This is a genomic window from Mesorhizobium sp. M0496, from assembly GCF_040321205.1.
Classification (GTDB): Bacteria; Pseudomonadota; Alphaproteobacteria; order Rhizobiales; family Rhizobiaceae; genus Mesorhizobium.
The window spans coordinates 503118-521742 of sequence record NZ_JAMYRC010000001.1 but is presented as its reverse complement, the minus strand read 5'-3'; the positions used below and the strand labels follow the sequence as shown (position 1 = coordinate 521742).

17 protein-coding genes are annotated in these 18625 nt (G+C 63.5%); 5 read left to right on the top strand and 12 right to left on the bottom strand.

Features of this window, described 5'->3' with window-relative positions; genetic code table 11:
• Nucleotides 1-108: 108 nt before the first annotated feature.
• Entirely contained in the window at nucleotides 109-1098 is a 990-nt protein-coding gene (locus NKI73_RS02550) for a methyltransferase (protein ID WP_352627128.1), read from the bottom strand.
• Between the two features lie 268 nt (nucleotides 1099-1366).
• On the opposite strand from NKI73_RS02550, the gene purM reads away from it, so the two are divergent.
• The 3 genes from purM to NKI73_RS02535 are packed head-to-tail and all read left to right on the top strand — an operon-like array spanning nucleotide 1367 to nucleotide 3726.
• Complete coding sequence (gene purM, locus NKI73_RS02545) at nucleotides 1367-2491, top strand: phosphoribosylformylglycinamidine cyclo-ligase (RefSeq protein ID WP_352627126.1); 1125 nt, start codon at nucleotides 1367-1369, stop codon at nucleotides 2489-2491.
• Nucleotides 2488-3201, top strand: coding sequence for a phosphoribosylglycinamide formyltransferase (gene purN, locus NKI73_RS02540; protein ID WP_352627124.1), 714 nt, complete (start codon nucleotides 2488-2490; stop codon nucleotides 3199-3201). Before purM ends, purN begins: the two co-directional genes overlap by 4 nt.
• Nucleotides 3202-3216: 15 nt before the next feature.
• Nucleotides 3217-3726, top strand: coding sequence for a SixA phosphatase family protein (locus NKI73_RS02535; protein WP_352627122.1), 510 nt, complete (start codon nucleotides 3217-3219; stop codon nucleotides 3724-3726).
• 47 nt (nucleotides 3727-3773) lie between these two features.
• Here the strand turns inward: NKI73_RS02535 and NKI73_RS02530 are convergent, their stop codons facing one another.
• The 8 genes from NKI73_RS02530 to NKI73_RS02495 form a co-directional block, all read right to left on the bottom strand.
• A complete protein-coding gene (locus NKI73_RS02530) occupies nucleotides 3774-3998 on the bottom strand; it encodes a DUF680 domain-containing protein (protein WP_352627120.1) in 225 nt (74 codons plus the stop codon).
• 237 nt (nucleotides 3999-4235) lie between these two features.
• Nucleotides 4236-4493, bottom strand: coding sequence for a DUF680 domain-containing protein (locus NKI73_RS02525; RefSeq protein WP_352627119.1), 258 nt, complete (start codon nucleotides 4491-4493; stop codon nucleotides 4236-4238).
• A gap of 394 nt (nucleotides 4494-4887) precedes the next feature.
• The gene (dapB, locus tag NKI73_RS02520; protein ID WP_352627118.1) at nucleotides 4888-5712 is read right to left on the bottom strand and encodes a 4-hydroxy-tetrahydrodipicolinate reductase; all 825 of its coding nucleotides are present in this window, start codon (nucleotides 5710-5712) and stop codon (nucleotides 4888-4890) included.
• 11 nt (nucleotides 5713-5723) lie between these two features.
• Nucleotides 5724-7817 carry an ATP-dependent helicase gene (locus tag NKI73_RS02515; protein ID WP_352627117.1) on the bottom strand — a complete coding sequence of 698 codons (2094 nt, stop codon included), beginning with the start codon at nucleotides 7815-7817 and terminating at the stop codon, nucleotides 5724-5726.
• Between the two features lie 83 nt (nucleotides 7818-7900).
• On the bottom strand, nucleotides 7901-8074 hold the full coding sequence (locus tag NKI73_RS02510; protein ID WP_352627115.1) for a hypothetical protein: 174 nt from the start codon (nucleotides 8072-8074) through the stop codon (nucleotides 7901-7903).
• A gap of 434 nt (nucleotides 8075-8508) precedes the next feature.
• Complete coding sequence (locus NKI73_RS02505) at nucleotides 8509-9681, bottom strand: M20 aminoacylase family protein (protein WP_352627113.1); 1173 nt, start codon at nucleotides 9679-9681, stop codon at nucleotides 8509-8511.
• A gap of 18 nt (nucleotides 9682-9699) precedes the next feature.
• Nucleotides 9700-10926, bottom strand: coding sequence for a Zn-dependent hydrolase (locus NKI73_RS02500; protein ID WP_352627112.1), 1227 nt, complete (start codon nucleotides 10924-10926; stop codon nucleotides 9700-9702).
• A complete protein-coding gene (locus NKI73_RS02495; RefSeq protein ID WP_352627110.1) occupies nucleotides 10923-12131 on the bottom strand; it encodes a diaminopropionate ammonia-lyase in 1209 nt (402 codons plus the stop codon). Before NKI73_RS02495 ends, NKI73_RS02500 begins: the two co-directional genes overlap by 4 nt.
• A gap of 104 nt (nucleotides 12132-12235) precedes the next feature.
• Here NKI73_RS02495 and NKI73_RS02490 point away from each other — a divergent pair, with 104 nt between their 5' ends.
• Both NKI73_RS02490 and NKI73_RS02485 read left to right on the top strand, forming a co-directional pair.
• The gene (locus NKI73_RS02490) at nucleotides 12236-12715 is read left to right on the top strand and encodes an Lrp/AsnC family transcriptional regulator (protein ID WP_352627109.1); all 480 of its coding nucleotides are present in this window, start codon (nucleotides 12236-12238) and stop codon (nucleotides 12713-12715) included.
• 76 nt (nucleotides 12716-12791) lie between these two features.
• On the top strand, nucleotides 12792-13934 hold the full coding sequence (locus tag NKI73_RS02485) for a flavin-containing monooxygenase (RefSeq protein WP_352627107.1): 1143 nt from the start codon (nucleotides 12792-12794) through the stop codon (nucleotides 13932-13934).
• A 24-nt stretch (nucleotides 13935-13958) separates the two neighbouring features.
• On the opposite strand, the gene NKI73_RS02480 is transcribed toward NKI73_RS02485, so the two are convergent.
• The 3 genes from NKI73_RS02480 to NKI73_RS02470 all read right to left on the bottom strand — a co-directional run bounded on the left by NKI73_RS02480 (nucleotide 13959) and on the right by NKI73_RS02470 (nucleotide 18611).
• Nucleotides 13959-16067, bottom strand: coding sequence for a molybdopterin-containing oxidoreductase family protein (locus NKI73_RS02480; RefSeq protein WP_352627106.1), 2109 nt, complete (start codon nucleotides 16065-16067; stop codon nucleotides 13959-13961).
• 83 nt (nucleotides 16068-16150) lie between these two features.
• Nucleotides 16151-18028, bottom strand: a complete 1878-nt coding sequence (locus NKI73_RS02475; RefSeq protein WP_352627104.1) for an ABC-F family ATP-binding cassette domain-containing protein — start codon at nucleotides 18026-18028, stop codon at nucleotides 16151-16153.
• 136 nt (nucleotides 18029-18164) lie between these two features.
• The gene (locus NKI73_RS02470; RefSeq protein WP_352627102.1) at nucleotides 18165-18611 is read right to left on the bottom strand and encodes a Ros/MucR family transcriptional regulator; all 447 of its coding nucleotides are present in this window, start codon (nucleotides 18609-18611) and stop codon (nucleotides 18165-18167) included.
• Nucleotides 18612-18625 lie beyond the last annotated feature (14 nt).

The following is an 18625-nucleotide window of genomic DNA, read 5'->3' as shown; positions in this document are numbered from 1 at the left end:
CATCTCGACAGTCTCGCGTATATACGATGTCCCTAACCTTCACGGAAAATGTGCGGTCGCTGGACAGCGAAGTACAGCGACCTGGGCTCGCGGCGACACCTTCCTTGGTCAGACCGCAGACGCCTCGAGGATGGAAATGGGTCCTCGGGTCTGAATCACGTGTTCAAGGCGTAGCCCGGCGGCGTCGAACAAGCTTGCATATTGGGTCCGCGTTCTCTCCAGGCCGCCAGTGACGGCGAGCATGACCACGTCGATACCCTTGATCTGGTTCGGTTCGTCACCTGGCGGCACGAGCGTCTCGGCCACAAGCACCTTCCCGTTCGGCAGCATTGCCTTGCGGCAATTTCGCAGGATCTCCGCGGCACGCCCATCATCCCAATCGTGAACGACCTTCTTGATGACATAGACGTCACCGGTGGGAACACTTTCAAAGAAATTACCGGCGACAAATTCGGTGCGCGGCAGGTCGCCTCCGGCACCCTGGCGCGCTGCCGCGACGCCCGAAGGCAGATCGAAAAGCACGCCGTCCAGGTGAGGGTTGCGCGCCAGGATCGCCGAGAGAAGCTGGCCATGTCCACCGCCAACGTCGACGATCCGCGTGAACGGCTTGAAATCATAGGCTTCGGCAATGGCCTCGTTACTGCCTTGGCTCAAGGCGACCATGGCACGCTGAAACAAGGCAGCCTGCTCCGGATGTTCCGACAGCCAGTCAAACCTTGGGCTCCCGAAAACCTTGTCGAAGGCCGGCTTTCCGGTGCGAACAGAATGCAGGAGCTGCTCGAAGGCAAGATAGGCCTCGCTGTTGATCATACGAACGAAGTCACGGGGACCCGGCTGATCGGAGCGCAGCACCGCACCAACCTCCGTCAACTCGAAATGACGGGGCAGCACTTCCCTAAACACCCCTTCAGGCGCGAGAAGTCGCATTACACGATAAAGCGAGTCAGCATCCGATTGAGTGGCAGCCGCCAGTTCATCTACCGACCGCTCGTTGGCAGCCAGGAGATCGGGGATGCCGAGTTCGATAATGACGCGCAGCGCCTGTGACACGGCGAATCCGAAGCCTAGTCTCATGACCTGTTGCGAAGGATTGAGCATGGCTTGTCCCCCAATGCCTGATGCATGGCAACAGAGCACCAACAACAACTACATACAAGGATGCAAAGGGGGGAGGCGAAATGGAGACGCGAGGTTTGCCTCCGATGAGAGAGGTTTGCCTCCGATGAGAAACGAGGGCGGAGGAGATTTTGCACAAGGGGCGCCATCGCTTCGCTTTTATCGGGGGCAAAAGCCAACCATTCTGTCGTCATCCTTGCGAGGCGCAGCCGTTCATGCGAAGAGCCCGCAAACGAGCAGGAAAATTGCGATGAGCAAGCGCGACACAAGCCAGGCCAAAACGGGCCAGCCCAAAACGAGCAAGCCCGAAACGAGCAAGCGCAGAAACGGGCTCACCTATGCCGAGGCCGGTGTCGATATCGACGCGGGCAATCTCATGGTCGAGAAGATCAAGCCGTTGGTGCGCGCGACGCGCCGGCCGGGCGCCGATGGCGAGATCGGCGGTTTCGGCGGCCTGTTCGACCTCAAGGCCGCCGGCTTCACCGATCCGGTGCTGGTGGCGGCCAATGACGGCGTCGGCACCAAGCTCAAGATCGCCATCGATGCCGGCAAGCACGACACGATCGGTATCGACCTCGTCGCCATGTGCGTCAACGACATCGTCGTGCAAGGTGCCGAACCCCTATTCTTCCTCGACTATTTCGCCACCGGCAAGCTCGATCCCGATCAGGGCGCCGCGATCGTCGGCGGCATTGCCGAGGGCTGCCGCCAGGCCGGCTGCGCGCTGATCGGCGGCGAGACAGCCGAGATGCCCGGCATGTACCATGGCAACGACTACGACCTTGCCGGCTTTGCGGTGGGCGCGGCAGAACGCGGCCAGCTTTTGCCGACCGACGACATCGTCGAAGGCGACGTGCTGTTGGGCCTGGCCTCCTCGGGCCTGCATTCGAACGGATATTCTCTGGTGCGCCGCATCGTCGCCGTCAGCGGCCTGGCGTGGGGCGACCCGGCGCCATTCAACGATGAGGCCACGCTTGCAGAGGCGCTGCTTGAGCCGACCCGCATCTACGTCAAGTCGATCCTCAAGGCTATCCGCAACACGCATGGCATCAAGGCGCTGGCCCACATCACCGGCGGCGGCTTCCCCGAGAACATTCCGCGCGTGCTGCCCAAGGATTTTTCGGCCGAACTCGATCTCGAGGCGATCGACGTCCCTCCAGTGTTCTCGTGGCTGGCCAAGACCGGCGGTGTGGCGCCGGAAGAGATGATGCGCACCTTCAATTGCGGCATCGGCATGATTTTGGCGGTCGCGTCCGGCCAGGCGGCGCAGGTCGCCGCCGTGCTGCAGGAGGCCGGCGAGACGGTGACGCCGATCGGCCGCATCGTGCCGCGCCGAGATGCCGGCGTCATCTATCGGGGCTCGATCGGCCTATGAGCGCGCAGAGGAAACGCACCGTTGTCCTGATCTCGGGGCGCGGCTCCAACATGACCGCGCTGATCGCGGCGGCCAGCGACCCGGCCTTCCCGGCCGAGATCGTCGGCGTCATTTCCGACAAGGCCGACGCCGCCGGCCTCGGCATCGCCAAGGCGCGCGGTATCGCCACGCAAGTCATCTCGCGTGCCGACCATGGCAGCAAGCAGGCGCATGACGCCGCCATCGACGCAGCGCTCACGGCATTCAATGCCGATATCGTGGCGCTGGCCGGCTACATGCGCATCCTCACCCCCGGCTTCGTCCAGAAATGGCAGGGCCGCATGATCAACATCCACCCTGCCCTGCTGCCTGCTTTCAAGGGGCTCGACACCCATGCGCGCGCACTCGCCGCCGGCATGCGCATCCATGGCTGCACGGTGCATTTCGTTACCTCCGAGATGGATGACGGCCCGATCATCGCCCAGGCGGCCGTGCCGGTGATGGTCGGCGACAATGCGGATACATTGGCTGCCCGCGTGCTGAAGACCGAGCACCGGCTCTATCCGCTGGCGCTGGGGCTGGTCGCCGAGGGCAAGGCACGCATGGAGGCCGGCCGTACCGTGCTAGCCCACTTTGCCGACGATGCCGACAACAGCACTTCGGTGGTGATGGCGCCCGACCCGCTGCGCGAGGAAGCCGACCTCGAGCATCTGGCGCGCATCACGCCGTGAGTCGAGGGCGTGGTGATGAAACAGCTTCTCCTGCTTCGCCACGCCAAATCGAGTGGGGACGATCCGGCACTCGATGATTTCGACCGTCCGCTCGCCGACCGTGGATTGAAGGCGGCACAATCGATGGGGCGCGAGCTTGTAGCGCGCGACTGGCTGCCGGACCTGGCGCTGGTGTCGCCGGCACTGCGCACCCGCGACACGTGGCGGCTGGTGGCGGCGGAACTGCCTGCGCATCCCAAGGTCGCATTCGCCAAGGCGCTCTACGATGCTTCGGCGGCGGATATTCTAAGCCAGATTCGTCAGGTCGATCCGTCGGACGGCAGCGTGCTTGTGGTGGGGCACAATCCGGGTCTGGAAGATCTGGCCAACCAGCTTGCCGGGCCAAGGTCGGAGGCCAAGGCGCGCAAGAAGCTCGCTGAAAAATTCCCGACAGCAGCCCTCGTGCGCTTCGTTTTCGAGGGCGACTGGTCGGCCCTGTCCAGCGCCCGGCTGACACATTTTCTGCGGCCGAAGGATCTGGGCTAGAGTGCAAGACAGGTAGCGGGCAGCCTGCCGCGCACCCGCTCGAGCCATCAGTTGCCCCAGATGCCCTGACCGGATTCGGGCCAGTTGGTCCTCATCTTGGCATCGGTCGCCTTGTGCTTGGCCATATCCATGGTCCTGACCGAGCCGGTGACGGCATGATCGACGCTGACAGCAGGCTGGTTGGCAGTGCCGGATCCGTAGTGATCGCTGCCGGCAAAGGCGCTGCCCGTGGCAACGAGGATGACGGCGGCAATGAAAGCAATTCTGTTCATTTCAAGTCTCCTGGTTCTTGCGTTAGGCGGCGCCTTGGGAGGACGGTCCCGCTAAGAACAAGACCCTGGGCAGTCCGGTTTTATTCCCGGATGTGGAATGTTTTGGGACGCGGAATGTTTTTGCCGACTGCGAAGATCGCTGCTCAAGCCGGCGCCGCGGGCTGCGAGTCCCCGAAGCACAAAAAACAAGAGCGGCGGGCCAAGCCCACCGCTCTTTGTAGTCAAGACTTGCCTGGATTAACGGCCCCAGATGCCCCGGCCAGATTCAGCCGGCACCTTGGCGTTGGCGTCGCCCTGTGCTTTCGAGAGCTTCAGGATCGAGCCGGTGTGCGAGGTGTCGATGTTGAAAGTCGACTGGCCCGAAATCGACTGGCTCGAAGTCGACTGATTGGGAACCGGCTGGTTGGCATTGTAGGAGCCGTAATTGTCGCTGCCGGCGAAAGCGGTGCCCGTGGCAACGAGAATGGCGGCGGCGGTGAGTGCGATCTTGGTCATTTTATTTACTCCAACGGTTCTCTGTTCTGTCCGTCTAGTGCGTGCCCTTGGGAGGAATTTCGCGTCGCTCGGACCACCCCGAGATGGGTTTGCCCTGCCGCGGATTCCAATCACGAAGATGTTCCACGGATTGTGAGATTTCGGCCCTTGAAATTCGACAAATAGCCTTGGCAGTCATAATTTTACGCTCAAAATCAAGTTGTTAACATACGTCATCACCGTGGGCGCGACCGTGCACCGAGCCGGTCGTTCACTCTACGCTGCACGGTCCGTCAACAGAAAACGAACCGATCGGTTCGATTTGAACCTATTTGGCCGCTCCGGAGTTCTTTTTTGCGATGCCGACGCGGGCGAGGTACGGATCCGAACAACCAACCGGGACGACAAACCGGCCCTATCGGCGGTCATGCGGTGATACGCCACCCTGTCGTGGCACACCCAACGGGTCGCTCAGTCCCAGCACGTCGCGCATGTCATATTCGCCGGGCGGGCGTCCCGCCACCCAGAGTGCGGCGGCGATGGCGCCGCGGGCGAACATGATGCGGTCGCCGGCCGAATGCGACAGGGTCACGGTCTCGCCCTCGGCGCAGAAGATGGCGCTATGTTCGCCGATGATGCTGCCGCCACGCATCACCGCAAAGCCGATCTCGCCGGCTGGACGCGGGCCGGTGACGCCGTCGCGGACCCGCCTTGCGACCGTCTCCAGGTCGATGCCGCGCCCGCCGGCTGCGGCTTGCCCCAGCATCAGCGCCGTCCCCGATGGCGCATCGATCTTGTGGCGATGATGCGCCTCGACAATCTCGACATCCCAGTCGTCGGGATCGAGCGCCTTCGCCGCCCGCTCGACCAATCCGACCAGCATGTTGAGCCCGAGCGAAAAGCTGCCGGAGCGCACGATTGCAATGGTTTTCGCGGCAGCGACGATGGTCGCCAACTCAGCGGTGCTGAATCCTGTCGAGCCAATGACCAGGGCCGGCCCGCCGCGCTCGGCGCAAATCCTGGCCAGCTCGGCCGACGCAGCCGGCGTGGTGAAATCGATCACGATTTCGGCCATGGCAAGCGCCTCGTCGCGGCTCACCAGACCTTCGCCGACGATCCCCGGCCGGTGAAAGCGGGCGGTGAGCGCCAGCCGCGCATCGGCCTGCACGGCATCCGCCATCTGACGGCCCATGCGGCCCAGCGCGCCCGCGAGGGCTATCCTGGTCGGTGGTTGGGGCATGGCGCCAGAGACTATTTCCACATGCCGCGCATGCGCGCGCCGATGTCGACGCGCACCTCAGGCCGGGCCGCCCTGCCCTGTGCCGCCTGCGCGCTCGGCCATGATACCTGTTGGAATGCCGCAAGGATCGAAGCCGGGATGAAGCGCGTGCGCGAGGCATAGAGATGGCGGTCGCCGCGCGCCGCCTGGCCGTGCGGAAAGAAGCGCTGCGGCATGACGAGGTTGAGATTGTCCTTGGCCCGCGTCATCGCCACGTAAAGCAACCGGCGCTCCTCGTCGATATCTTCCTTGGTGCCGACGCCGAGATCGGCCGGGATGCAGCCATCGACCGTGTTGAGCACGAAGACGTTCTTCCATTCCTGGCCCTTGGCCGAATGGATGGTCGACAGGATCAGATAGTCCTCGTCGCGATGCGGCGGGCCGGCCTGGTCGCTGGTCGCGTCCGGCGGGTCGAGCGTCAGTTCGGTCAGGAAGCGTTCACGCGACGCATAGCCCGACCCGATCTGCTCGAGCTGCAACAGGTCGGCCCGGCGCGTCGTCGCATCCTCGTGGATGCGTTCCAGATGTGGCTCATACCACAGCCTGATCTGTTCGAGGTCGGCCGGCCATTTGGAGCCCGCCCGCAGGCCGGAATAGAGCGAGACGAAGCCCGGCCAGTCATCGGCCGCGCGTTGCGGTGGGCGCCAGCCGGCCAGGCCCATCGCTTCATCGAGCGCCGTCGTCATGGTCTCGACGATCTGCGCGGCGGCCGAAGGGCCGATACCCGGCATCAATTGCAGCACGCGGAAACCTGCAACGCGGTCGCGCGGGTTTTCGGCAAAGCGCAGCACCGCCAGCACGTCCTTGACGTGAGCGGCATCGAGGAATTTCAGGCCGCCGAATTTCACGAAGGGGATGTTGCGCCGCGTCAGCTCGATCTCCAGCGGCCCGCTGTGGTGAGAGGCGCGAAATAGCACCGCCTGGGATTTCAGCACTGTCCCGGCTTCTCGCTCGGCCAGGATCGTATCGCAGACGAAATTAGCCTGCTCGACCTCGTCGCGCACGGTCACCAGCCTCGGTCTGTCGGTCGACTTGCGCTCCGACCACAGGTTTTTGGTGAAGCGTTCCGAGGCCTCGCCGATCACGGCATTGGCGGCGGCGAGAATGGTTTCGGTCGAGCGGTAATTGCGCTCCAGCATCACCACATCGGCGGCCTGCGCGAACTGGTTGGGGAAGTCGAGGATGTTGCGCACCTCGGCGGCGCGGAACGAATAGATCGACTGTGCATCGTCACCGACGACAGTTAGCCCGGCGCCGTCGGGTTTCAGCGCCAGCAGGATCGAGGACTGCAAGCGGTTGGTGTCCTGGTATTCATCGACCAGCACATGGTCGAAACGTCCTCCCAGATGGGCCGCTATTTCAGGTTCGGCCGTCATCTGCGCCCAGTAGAGCAGCAAATCGTCGTAATCGAGCACGTTCTGCGCCTGCTTGGCCTCCACATAACCAGCGAACAGAAGTTTCAGCTGCTCCGCCCAGCCGACACACCAGGGAAAGGCAGATCCCAATACCTCGTTAAGCGGCGCCTGCGCATTGACGGCGCGCGAATAGATGGCAAGGCAGGTGCCCTTGGTGGGGAAACGCGCTTCCGTTTTCGAGAAGCCGAGCTCATGCCGCACCAGGTTCATCAGGTCGGCGGAGTCCTCGCGATCATGGATGGTGAAGGCCGGGTCGAGGCCAATCTCCAGCGCATAGTCGCGCAGCAGCCGCGCTCCAATGCCGTGAAAGGTGCCGGCCCAGGTCAGTGCGTCGGTGATGACAGCTGCATCACGGCCGAGCACTTCGCCGGCGATGCGCTCGACACGCTTGGCCATTTCGGATGCCGCGCGGCGCGAGAACGTCATCAGCAGGATGCGGCGCGGGTCGGCCCCCTTGACGATAAGATGAGCGACGCGATGCGCCAACGTGTTGGTCTTGCCCGAACCGGCGCCGGCAATGACCAGCAACGGACCGGCGATCTTGCCGTCGCCATGCTCAACGGCCTGGCGTTGGGCGTCGTTCAGCCGCGCGAGATAGGCAGGCTGGATGGTCGGTTCCCGAAAGGTCGAATCAGCGGCGGCGAGGTTCATCGCCCATCAAGCATCGTTTCTGCTTTGTTCGCAACGTCGATGCGAAGCAGATCGGCCCCCCGGACCGAGGAAACGGATCGCGCCTAGCGTTGCGGATCGACGCTCATGGCGGCTGATTGCCGACGCAAGGTCTCGCGATCATATTTCGACGGCGGCAACAGCAGCGGGTCGACTGTATCGGGCACGTCTTCGACCATCTTCCTGGCGATACGATAGGCGACATAGACCAAAGCGCCGGCGACAAGCAGACGGAACATGGCTGCAACACTCCATTGGAGCAGGACCAACCGAGGAGACGGCATTTGGTTCCCTTTGCCGATGTTCAGGCGCGGTAAGAAAATCGAGGGGCGGCGACAGCTTCCGCCAACGCGCACGTTCGGTGATGCATTCCTTGAGACGCGTCAGCAAAGAGGGCGTTTGGGAGAAGAAGGCCGGCGCCGCTTGGGAGGAAGAATGAAGCGCCGGCCAAGCGGATAATTAGGTCCGCCGCACCAAAGAGGTTAGCTGAGTCTTTCCCTTGCGTCATCGGTCGATTGTTTACGTTAAAAGCGTACCGACCCGCACAAGCGGTCTATCGCCGGCCAAGCGTGTCTTGACCATCATCCCTGCAATTCCTTGAGGAGTTTAAAACCGCGAGCTGGCTGGCAATACCCATGGTGTTTGGGCCAGCGGCGAGCGCGGCAACCCGCGATCATCTCCCGGCTTCGCCACCGAGCCTTTGCCTGACCACGGCGACGTGGAAATTCGTGCCGAACAACAGCCCGTCATCGTTAAAGTCGTAGCTGGAATTGTGCAGCGGCGCGGAAGCCTCGCCATTGCCGAGGAAAACGAAGCAGCCCGGCACATGGTCGAGAAAGCGGGCGAAATCCTCGGAGGCGGTCATCGGCTCGCGGGCGACAGCGATATTGCCGGGCTCGAAGACGTCTCTTGCGGCCGCGAACGCGGCATCGACCAGTTCAGCATCATTGCGCAGCGGCACGAACTCGCGGCTGTACTCAACCTCGGCGGTGACGTTGTAGGCGGCGGCGGTGCCCTCGGCGACGATGCGCATCTGCCGCTCGATCTCGGCGCTGACCTCGGGGCGGAAGCTGCGCGCATCACCGAGAATGCGGGCAAGGCCGGGTAGAGCGTTGCGGGTGCCGTCGGTGATCAGCTCGGTCACCGAAACCACCGCTATGTCGGCCGGGCTCAGCCGGCGTGAGATGATGGTCTGCAGATTGGTGACCAGCGCGCAGGCGGCGACCAGCGTTTCGTTTCCCGCATGCGGTCGCGCGGCGTGGCCACCAAGCCCTTTCAGCACGATCTCGAAGATATCCTCGGCCGACATGATGGGACCGGCTCGGGTCTCGAAATACCCGATGGGCAGGCCGGGCATGTTGTGCAGGCCAAAGATCTCGTCAAAGGGAAAGCGCTGCATCAGGCCATCGTCGAGCATGGCGAGTGCGCCCTTGCCCCATTCCTCGGCCGGCTGGAAGACGAAGCGCACGGTGCCGTCGAAACCGCCCTCGCTGGCCAGCAGCTTTGCCGCGCTGAGCAGCATGGTGGTGTGGCCATCATGGCCGCAGGCATGCATGAAGCCGGGATTGCCGGAACGGTAGGGCGCGTCCGACTGCTCGGTGATGCGTAGCGCATCCATGTCGGCCCTCAGCGCAATCGCCCGGTTGCCGCTGCCGCGCTTCAGCGTGCCGACGACGCCGGTGCCGCCGACGCCTTCGGTGACATCGTCGAGGCCGAACTCACGCAGTTTGGCGGCGACGAAGGCTGCGGTACGCTTCTCCTCGAAGCCGAACTCCGGATGCGCATGCAGGTCACGCCGCCAGGAAATCATCTCCTGCTTCAGCGCGTCACGATCGAGTTCAGACATTCTTCTGCCTTCCCTGAGCTACTTTGCCAGTTGCGCGGCCACATCAAGCAGGATGTTGGCGCCGGCAACAAGCTCTGCATCTCCGGTGTGCTCGTGCGGACTATGGCTGATGCCACCGGCGCTCGGCACGAAGATCATCGCTGCCGGGGCGATGCGCGCCATCATCTGTGAGTCGTGACCGGCGCCGGACGTCATCCGCTTGACGCCAAGGCCGCGGTCTTTCGCGGCGGTCTCGATCCGCTCGACGATGCTGATATCAAAGATCACCGGCTCGAAGCGGGCCAGTTGCTCCACCGAGACCGTCACCTTCTCGGTGAGGGCAAGCTGCTCGAGATAGGCCGCAAGTGCCGCCTCCTCCGCCTGCAGGCGCTGTTCGTCGGGGTCGCGCAGATCGATGGTGAAGACGGCGCGCGAGGGAATGACATTGATGGCATTCGGTTCGAAGCGGATCGTACCGACGGTAGCCACCGTCGGCGCATTCGAGGCTTGGACCCGATCGAGCAGGAAGGTGATGACACGGACGGCGGCGTGGCCGGCATCGCTGCGCATCGACATCGGCGTGGTGCCGGCATGATTGGCGACGCCGTCGATGGTGACGCGTTGCCAGGAGATGCCTTGCAGATTCTCCACCGCACCGATCGGCACGCCTTCCCGCTCCAGCACCGGCCCCTGCTCGATATGCAGTTCGAGATAGGCGTGCGGCTTGAGGAAGCCGGGTTCCCGGTCGCCGGCGTAGCCGATGCGGGCGAGTTCCTGCCCAAGCACTCTGCCGTCGGTGCCGACGGCCGCCAGCACCGTTTCGGCATCGATGCCGCCGGCATGGACCAGCGAACCCATCATGTCGGGGGTGTAGCGCACGCCCTCCTCATTGGTGAAAGCGGCGACCGCGATCGGGCGCGACGGCGAAAAGACTGATGCCTTGAGCGTCTCGATCACCTCCAGTCCGGCAAGCACGCCGTAGCAGCCGTCATAAATGCCGGCATCGATGACGGTGTCGATATGCGAGCCGATGAGCAGCGGCGCCTGCCCGGCATTTTCCAGGCTTTGCCAGATACCGAAAATGTTGCCGACCCGGTCGACAGCGATATCGAGCCCGGCCTGCCGCAGCCAGCCGACAAAGAGGTCGCGGCCCTGCTTGTCGGTGTCGGAGGCGGCCAGCCGGATCAGCCTGCCCTCACTGTCGCGGCCGACGGCACCGAGTTCGTGGATATGGCCAAGCAGACGCTGTGCATCGATTGCGATCATGACGTTGCCTCGGCTGTCATCTTGCCGGCCAGCACATCGGCCGGGCTCATGCCGACCAGCTCGGCATAGCGATGCGGGTCGGTGGCGCCTTCGGTGTTGATCACCAGCACCCGCGATTTGCCGTCAAGCCCAAGATCAGCATGGTTGTCGGCCACCGCCCGGATCAGTCCGGCAAGGCCGACGCCGCCGCTTTCGCCAGCAACGATCACCGGATCGCCAGCGCTCGGCCGCGCCAGCCGCCGCATCACCGCGATGGCGTCGTCTTCACCGACCGTCATGAAAGCGTCGGCGACGCGTGCCAGCACCCGCCAGGCGACCGGCGAGGCCTCGTAGCATTCAAGCATGGCCATCACCGTCGGCCGGCCGTGCGCGATCTTGACCGGGCGCCCGACCTGGGCGGCCGCAAAAACACAGGCGGCACGCGCCGGCTCGACCACGATGAGGGTCGGCCTGGCATCACCAAGCACGATGGCGAGATGGCCGGCCAGCGCTGCGGCAATGCCACCGACACCGGCTTGCACGAAGACATGAGTTGGCGCCCGAGGGAGCTGGCGTAGCGCCTCGCGCACGATCGCCGTATAGCCCTGCATGACGAGGCCTGGAATGTGCTCGTAGCCCGGCCAAGAGGTGTCGGAGACCACGGTCCAGCCCTTCTCGGCCGAAACCTGGGCTGCTTGCCTGACCGAGTCGTCATAATTGCCGTCGACGCGGATCATCTCGGCGCCATAGCGGGCGATTGCCGCGATGCGCTCCTCGCTGACGCCGGCGTGGACGAAGATAGCCGCTCGCGCACCGACGAGTTGCGCGCCTTGCGCGACCGAGCGGCCATGATTGCCGTCGGTCGCACAGGCAAATGTTATCGTCGCGGCGATGGCCCGCACATCCGGCCGATCGAGATCGGCCACATCGACGGGCCGGCCAAGCCTGGTGCTTGCCTCCTCCAGCACCAGGCGGAAGACGGCATAGGCGCCGCCCAGCGCCTTGAAGCTGCCGAGGCCGAGGCGAAAGCCCTCGTCCTTGATATGGATGGCGCCCAGCCCGAGTTCGGCGGCGAGCGCCGGCAGCGCATGCAGCGGCGTCACCAGGTGATTGTCGCGATGGGCAAGAAAACGCTCGACAGTATTGGCGCCGGCAACGCCGAGGGTTTCGGCATCGACCGGATCGAGTGGCAGGTGATGCAAAGCATTGCCGTTGAGCAGGAACACTGGCGGCCTCCTTGGCGTTCAATGAGAATATATTGCAGGATTGGCGCAAGGAGCGCTGTAATACGGCCTTCTAAATGCAAATTTGTTTCGCCGGGATATCTCCATTGCCTGTATCGCCACCCTCGCTCGACAGTTTCGATCTCGCCATCCTTGCCATCCTGCAACGCGACAACACGACGCCGCAGCGGCTGATCGGCGAAGCGGTCAACCTCTCGGCGCCGGCGGTGCAGCGCCGCATCAAGCGTATGGAGCAAACCGGCGTCATTGCCGGCAATGTCGCGGTCATCGAGCCGGCGGCGGTCGGCCAGCCCATCACCATCTTCGTCGAGGTGGAACTCGAGAGCGAACGCGCCGAACTGATCGACGCGGCCAAGCAGCAATTCTCGGCGACCCCTGAAATCCAGCAATGCTACTACGTCACCGGCGAGGCCGATTTCATCCTGGTCATCACGGTGGCCGACATGGGCGCCTATGAGGCGCTGACGCGAAAACTGTTCTTCGACAGCAACAATGTCCGGAAGTTCCGCACTTTCGTTGCCATGGACCGGGTTAAGGTCGGGCTGACGGTGCCCTTGCCCGGCTGAAAATTGCTGGCGTGGCAGGCTCCGGCTGCCACGCTTTTGCCATTCTCCGGAAGCGAATTTGTTGGCGGAGGCGCGCTTGGACGACACCACCCCAGTTGCGATCATCGGTGCCGGGCCGGCGGGCCTGGCTATTGCCGCGTGCCTGCGACAGGCCGGGCAGGACTTCGTCCTCCTCGAAAAAGAGCAGCAATCCGCGCCCGCCTGGCGACGCCACTATGAGCGCGTCCACCTGCACACGACCAAACGCTATTCTTCGCTGCCCTTCGTGCCCTTTCCGAAGGACTATCCGCGCTATGTACCGCGCGATCTCTTCACCGCATATCTCGATGCCTATGCGCAACGTTTCGATCTGCGGCCCCGATTTGGAGAAGCGGTGCGGGCGATCACCCGGCAAGGCAGAAGCTGGCTCGTGGACACGACAACAGGCCCCTTGCACGCTTCAAACGTCGTGATCGCGTCGGGTAACAACGCAGAGCCGCTGATGCCCGGATTTGCCGGCGCCGATGCCTTTAGGGGCAAAAGCCTGCATAGCGCTGACTATCGCAACGCCATGCCTTTTGCCGGCCAGTCGGTGCTGATCGTCGGCATGGGCAATACCGGCGCCGAGATTGCACTCGATCTTGTGGAAGGCGGTGCGCGACCGACGATTTCGGTGCGCGGCGGCGTTCATATCGTGCCGCGCGAGTTGCTCGGCGTGCCCATCCAGATGATCGGCATGGCGGCGCGCCTGATGCCGCAACGCATCAACGATGCCTTGTTCCCCATCATCCTCGATCTGGCATTGGGCAGGCTGGAGACATACGGGCTCAGGCGGCCACAGCAAGGAATGCTGCAGCAGATCGCGCTCTCGTCGCGCATTCCGACGATCGATGTCGGCACCATCCGCAAGATCCGCGAAGGCGCGATCAAGGTCGCACCCGACATTGCCGAGATCACTGAACAAGGCGCCCGTTTTGTCGACGGCAAGCATGGCGAGTTCGACGCGATCATCTTCGCCACCGGCTTCCGGCCGGGCTATACCAAGCTGCTGGAGCCCGGCGTCCAGCCGGGCCGCAGCGGCGTCAATGCGAGGGCTTCGGATCTCGGCCTTTATCTCATCGGCTTTCACAATCCGGTCACCGGATTGCTGCGCGAAATCTCGATCGAGGCAGAGCAGATCGCCGACGACATCCGCCTGCGACGAGACCGAAAGAAGACGGCTGAAATCCTGCCGGTATGATTGGGCGCGAGGGGAGCTGAATTCTCAGCCTGCCGCGCGCAGCCAGACCTTGTTGTCGTGGAAGGCAGCACCGCCATAGGGCGCGGGCGCATCGGCGCCGGTCAGCACGTTGATGCCTTCGCCGCGCTCATGCGCGCTGTTTGGCCAGATGCCTTCGGCGATGACGACGCCGCGCTTGAGACCGTCGAAGAGTTTTGCGTGCAGCACGACCTCGCCACGCTGATTGCCGACCTCGACGCGGTCTCCGTCGGCCAGCCCATGCGCCGCGGCATCGTCGGGGTGCAGGAGGAGTTCCGGGCGACCTTCCCTGGCCTTCGACACCGGTGTCTCCGAAAAGGTCGAATTGAGGAAGTTGCGTGCCGGCGACGTCGTCAGCCGGAACGGATGTGCTTCGTCGGCGACCTCGATCAGGTCGACATGGTCGGGGAATTCCGGCAGCAGCGCCACCGGGCCGAACAGGCCCATGCTTTTCGGTGGCCGGTTGGGCGCCGCCTGCCCGGTCCAGTCGGCGCGGAAGCGGAATTTTCCGTCCGTATGGCCAAATCCCTTGATGAAATGCGCGGTGTCGAAATCCGGCTGCAGGTCGACCCACTTGTCTTCCTTCAAGCTGTCGAAGCTGCCCAGCCCGCGCTTGCCAAGGATGATGTCGATATGCTGCTGCTCGGTGAGACCAAAACCCGGACGGTCGGCGACGCCGAGGCGCTCAGCCAATTCCTCGATGACGAAATGGTTGGTGCGCGGCCCTTCCGGCGGCTCGATCAGCTTGGGGCCGAGCGTTATGTGCTGGTTGCCGCCACCCTTGTAGACGTCGTCATGTTCAAGGAACATCGTCGCCGGCAGCACGACATCGGCAAGCTTGGCCGTGTCGGTCATGAATTGCTCATGCACGCAGGTGAATAGATCGTCGCGCATAAAACCTTGCTTCACCAGCCGTTGTTCTGGCGCCACATTCACCGGGTTGGTGTTCTGGATCAGCATCGCCGTCAACGGCGGGCCGCCATAAAGCGCGTCGCTGGCGCCGGTCAGCACCGGGCCGATGCGCGAATGGTCGAGATGACGGATCGAGGGATCGCGCATCCTGGTGCCTTCCAGCACATCCTGGTTGAGCTTGAAGATGCCGGAATTGGAATGGAAGGCGCCGCCGCCCTCATATCGCCAGCTGCCGGTGACAGCCGCGATGCACGACGCGGCATGCATGTTGACGGCGCCATTGCGCTGGCGCGCGAAACCATAGCCGAGGCGGAAATAGGTTTTCTTGGTCGTGCCGACGAGGCGGGCGAAGGCCTCGATCTCGGCGACCGTCAAGCCGGTGATACCAGCCGCCCACTCCGGCGTGCGCGTCTTGAGATGCTCTTCCAGCCCTTTCGGGTCGTCGGTGTATTTTTCGAGATAGGCGCGGTCAGCGAGGCCGTCGCGAAACAGCACATGCATGACAGCACACGCCAGCGCGCCATCGGTGCCTGGCTTCAACACCAGGCCGAGATCCGCCTGCTTCATCGTCGCGTTCTCGTAGACATCAATGACAACGATCTTCGCGCCGCGCTCCTTGCGCGCCTTGACGGCGTGGGTCATGACGTTGACTTGGGTGACCACGGCGTTGGTGCCCCAGATCACCACGCAGTCGGATTTCGCCATCTCGCGGGGATCGGGGCCACGCAGCGCGCCGGCCCCCATCATCCAGCCGGTCCAGGCCAGGTTGGTGCAGATCGAACCGAAGAAGCCGGAATACTTTTTCGCGTGGCGTAGCCGGTCGATGCCGTCACGCTGCACCAGCCCCATCGTGCCGGCATAATAGTAGGGCCAGACTGTCTCCGAGCCGTATTTTTCCTCGGCCGCGATGAATTTCTCGGCGACGAGGTCGAGTGCTGCCTCCCAGCTCGCTTCCTTCCAGGCGCCGTCGCCCTTGGCGCCGGCGCGGATCAGCGGCTTCAGCAAACGGTCGGGATGATGGACGCGGTCAGCGTAACGGGCAACCTTGGCGCAGACGACACCGGCAGTATAGCTGTTGGACTTGGCGCCATGGACGCGGCCGATGCGATTGCCGTCGAGCAGTTCGACCTCGAGCGCGCAGGTCGAGGGGCAGTCATGCGGACAGGCCGAATGGCCGATGCGGAGCTTGGCGTGCTGGTTCATGGCATTTGTCTAGCGGGTTTGGGGGGCGGCGTGTAGGGCCAGATGATTAGCTAATCTCCCCCCACGTGGGGGAGATTACGCACTCACTCCGCCGTGCCTTCCTCGTATTCGGCAGACATGCTGAGCCATTTTTCCTCGTGGCCGGCCAGCGTCTGGGCCAGTTGCGAGCGCTCCTTGGCCAGCCGCGTCGCCGTCGAGGGATCCTTTTCGTAGACGGCCGGATTGGACAGTTCGTCCTCGATGCCGTCGATACGCTTGCGGATGCGGTCCATCAGCGCTTCGGTGGCACGGATTTCCTTGGCCAGCGGTTCGAAGGCGGCGCGGCGCGCCGCTGCATCGCGGCGGCGATCGGCTTTTGACGCCTTGTCGGCCTCACGCTTGCCGCGGCGGTCGCCGGACACGCCGGTGACCAGCGTCTTATAGTCCTCGAGGTCGCCATCATACGGGCTGACGGCACCATCCTTGACCAGCCAAAGCCGGTCGGCGGTCGCTTCGAGCAGATGGCGGTCGTGCGAGATCAGGATGACGGCGCCAGGAAATTCGTTCAGCGCATGGATCAGCGATTCGCGGCTGTCGATGTCGAGATGGTTGGTTGGTTCGTCGAGGATGAACAGGTTGGGGCCTTCGAAGGCCGACAGCCCCATCAACAACCGCGCCTTCTCGCCGCCCGACAAATCCTTGGCGGCGGTGTTCATCTTCTCGGTAGTCAGGCCGAACTGGGCAACGCGGCCGCGCACCTTCGATTCCGGGGCCTCCGGCATCAGCCGGCGGACATGCTCATAGGCGTTCTCTTCCGGCCTGAGATCGTCGAGCTGATGCTGGGCAAAGATCGCCACCTTCAGCCCGGGCGCCACCGTCATGGTGCCGCTCTCCTGCTTGAGCCGGCCGGACAGCAATTTGGCGAAGGTCGACTTGCCGTTGCCGTTGGCGCCGAGCAGTGCGATGCGGTCGTCGGCGTCGATGCGCAATGTCATCTTCTTGAGAATCGGCTGCCCCTCGGTGTAGCCGACATTGACGTTGTTCAGGGCCACGATCGGCGAGGCCACCGTCTTCACCGGTTCGGGGAACGAGAACGGCCGCACCGAATCGTTCACGATGGCCGCGATCGGCTTCATCTTCTCCAGCGCCTTGATGCGCGACTGTGCCTGTCTCGCCTTGGAGGCCTTGGCACGGAAGCGTTCAACGAAGGATTCCATGTGCTTGCGGGCGGCTTCCTGCTTGACCCGGCCCTTCTCCTGCAACTCCTTCTGCTCGGTATACTGGCGCTCGAACTGGTCGTAGCCACCACGCCAGAAAGTCAGCTTCTTCTGGTCGAGATGGACGATGGAGTTGACGGCGCGGTTGAGCAGATCGCGATCATGCGAGATCAAAAGCACAGTGTGCGGGTATTTCGAAACATAGTTTTCCAGCCACAGCGTGCCTTCGAGATCGAGATAGTTGGTCGGTTCGTCGAGCAGCAGAAGGTCGGGTTCGGCAAACAGCACCGCGGCAAGTGCCACGCGCATGCGCCAGCCGCCGGAGAAGGACGAGGCCGGACGCCTTTGCGCTGCGTCATCGAAGCCAAGGCCGGCGAGAATGGTGGCGGCGCGGGATTCGGCTGAGTGGGCGTCGATATCGGCCAGCCGCATATGGATGTCGGCGATGCGGTGCGGATCGGTCGCCGTCTTTTCCTCTTCGAGCAGCGCCGAGCGTTCGAGATCGGCCTTGAGCACAATCTCGATCAACGGATCCTCGGTGCCCGGCGCTTCCTGCGCCACCTGGCCGATGCGGGTGCTCTTCGGCAGGCTGATCGAGCCTGTCTCGGACGGGAAATCGCCGGTGATGGCCTTGAACAGCGTCGTCTTGCCGGTGCCGTTGCGGCCGACAAGGCCGGCCTTGGTGCCGGCCGGCAAGGTCAGCGAGGCATGGTCGAGAAGCAGGCGTCCGGCCATCCGGAGCGAAAGGTCGTTGATGATCAGCATGGCCGCGCTTTTGCACCGGACATCAACGCTTCGCAAGACCTTGTGGGCCAGTTGGCCGCACAAGGCCTCGAAACGACGCCCGCGAGAACGCCGTCAAGCAGTCGATCAGTGGCTCGCCTACCGACCAGGCAGCGCTTCAGGCAGTCGCCTTGCGCTTCGCTTTGGTAACGGCGGCCGGCACTGCTGCCGGCTTGCGGCCAAGTCCTGTCGACTTTGCCAGAGCCGACCGTGTCGCCGAGTAGTTTGGCGCAACCATCGGATAGTCCGGCGGCAGGCCCCATTTGGCCCGGTAGTCGTCCGGGCTCAGGCCGTAGTCGGTCCGCAGGTGCCGCTTGAGCGACTTGAATTTCTTTCCGTCGTCAAGGCAGATGATGTAGTCGGGGAACACCGACTTCTTCGGATTGACTGCCGGAACAAGGTTTGGGGTTTCCGCGACAGCCGCACCAGCGAGCTTGCGGACCGAAGCGCTGACGCTGGCAATCAACTCGGGCAGACCGGAAGCCGGAAGCGGATTGTTGCCTACATAGGCCGAGACAATATCGGCCGTCAGCTCGATAACGGTCTTATCATCGATATTTGACAATTCTTTCACCCTAT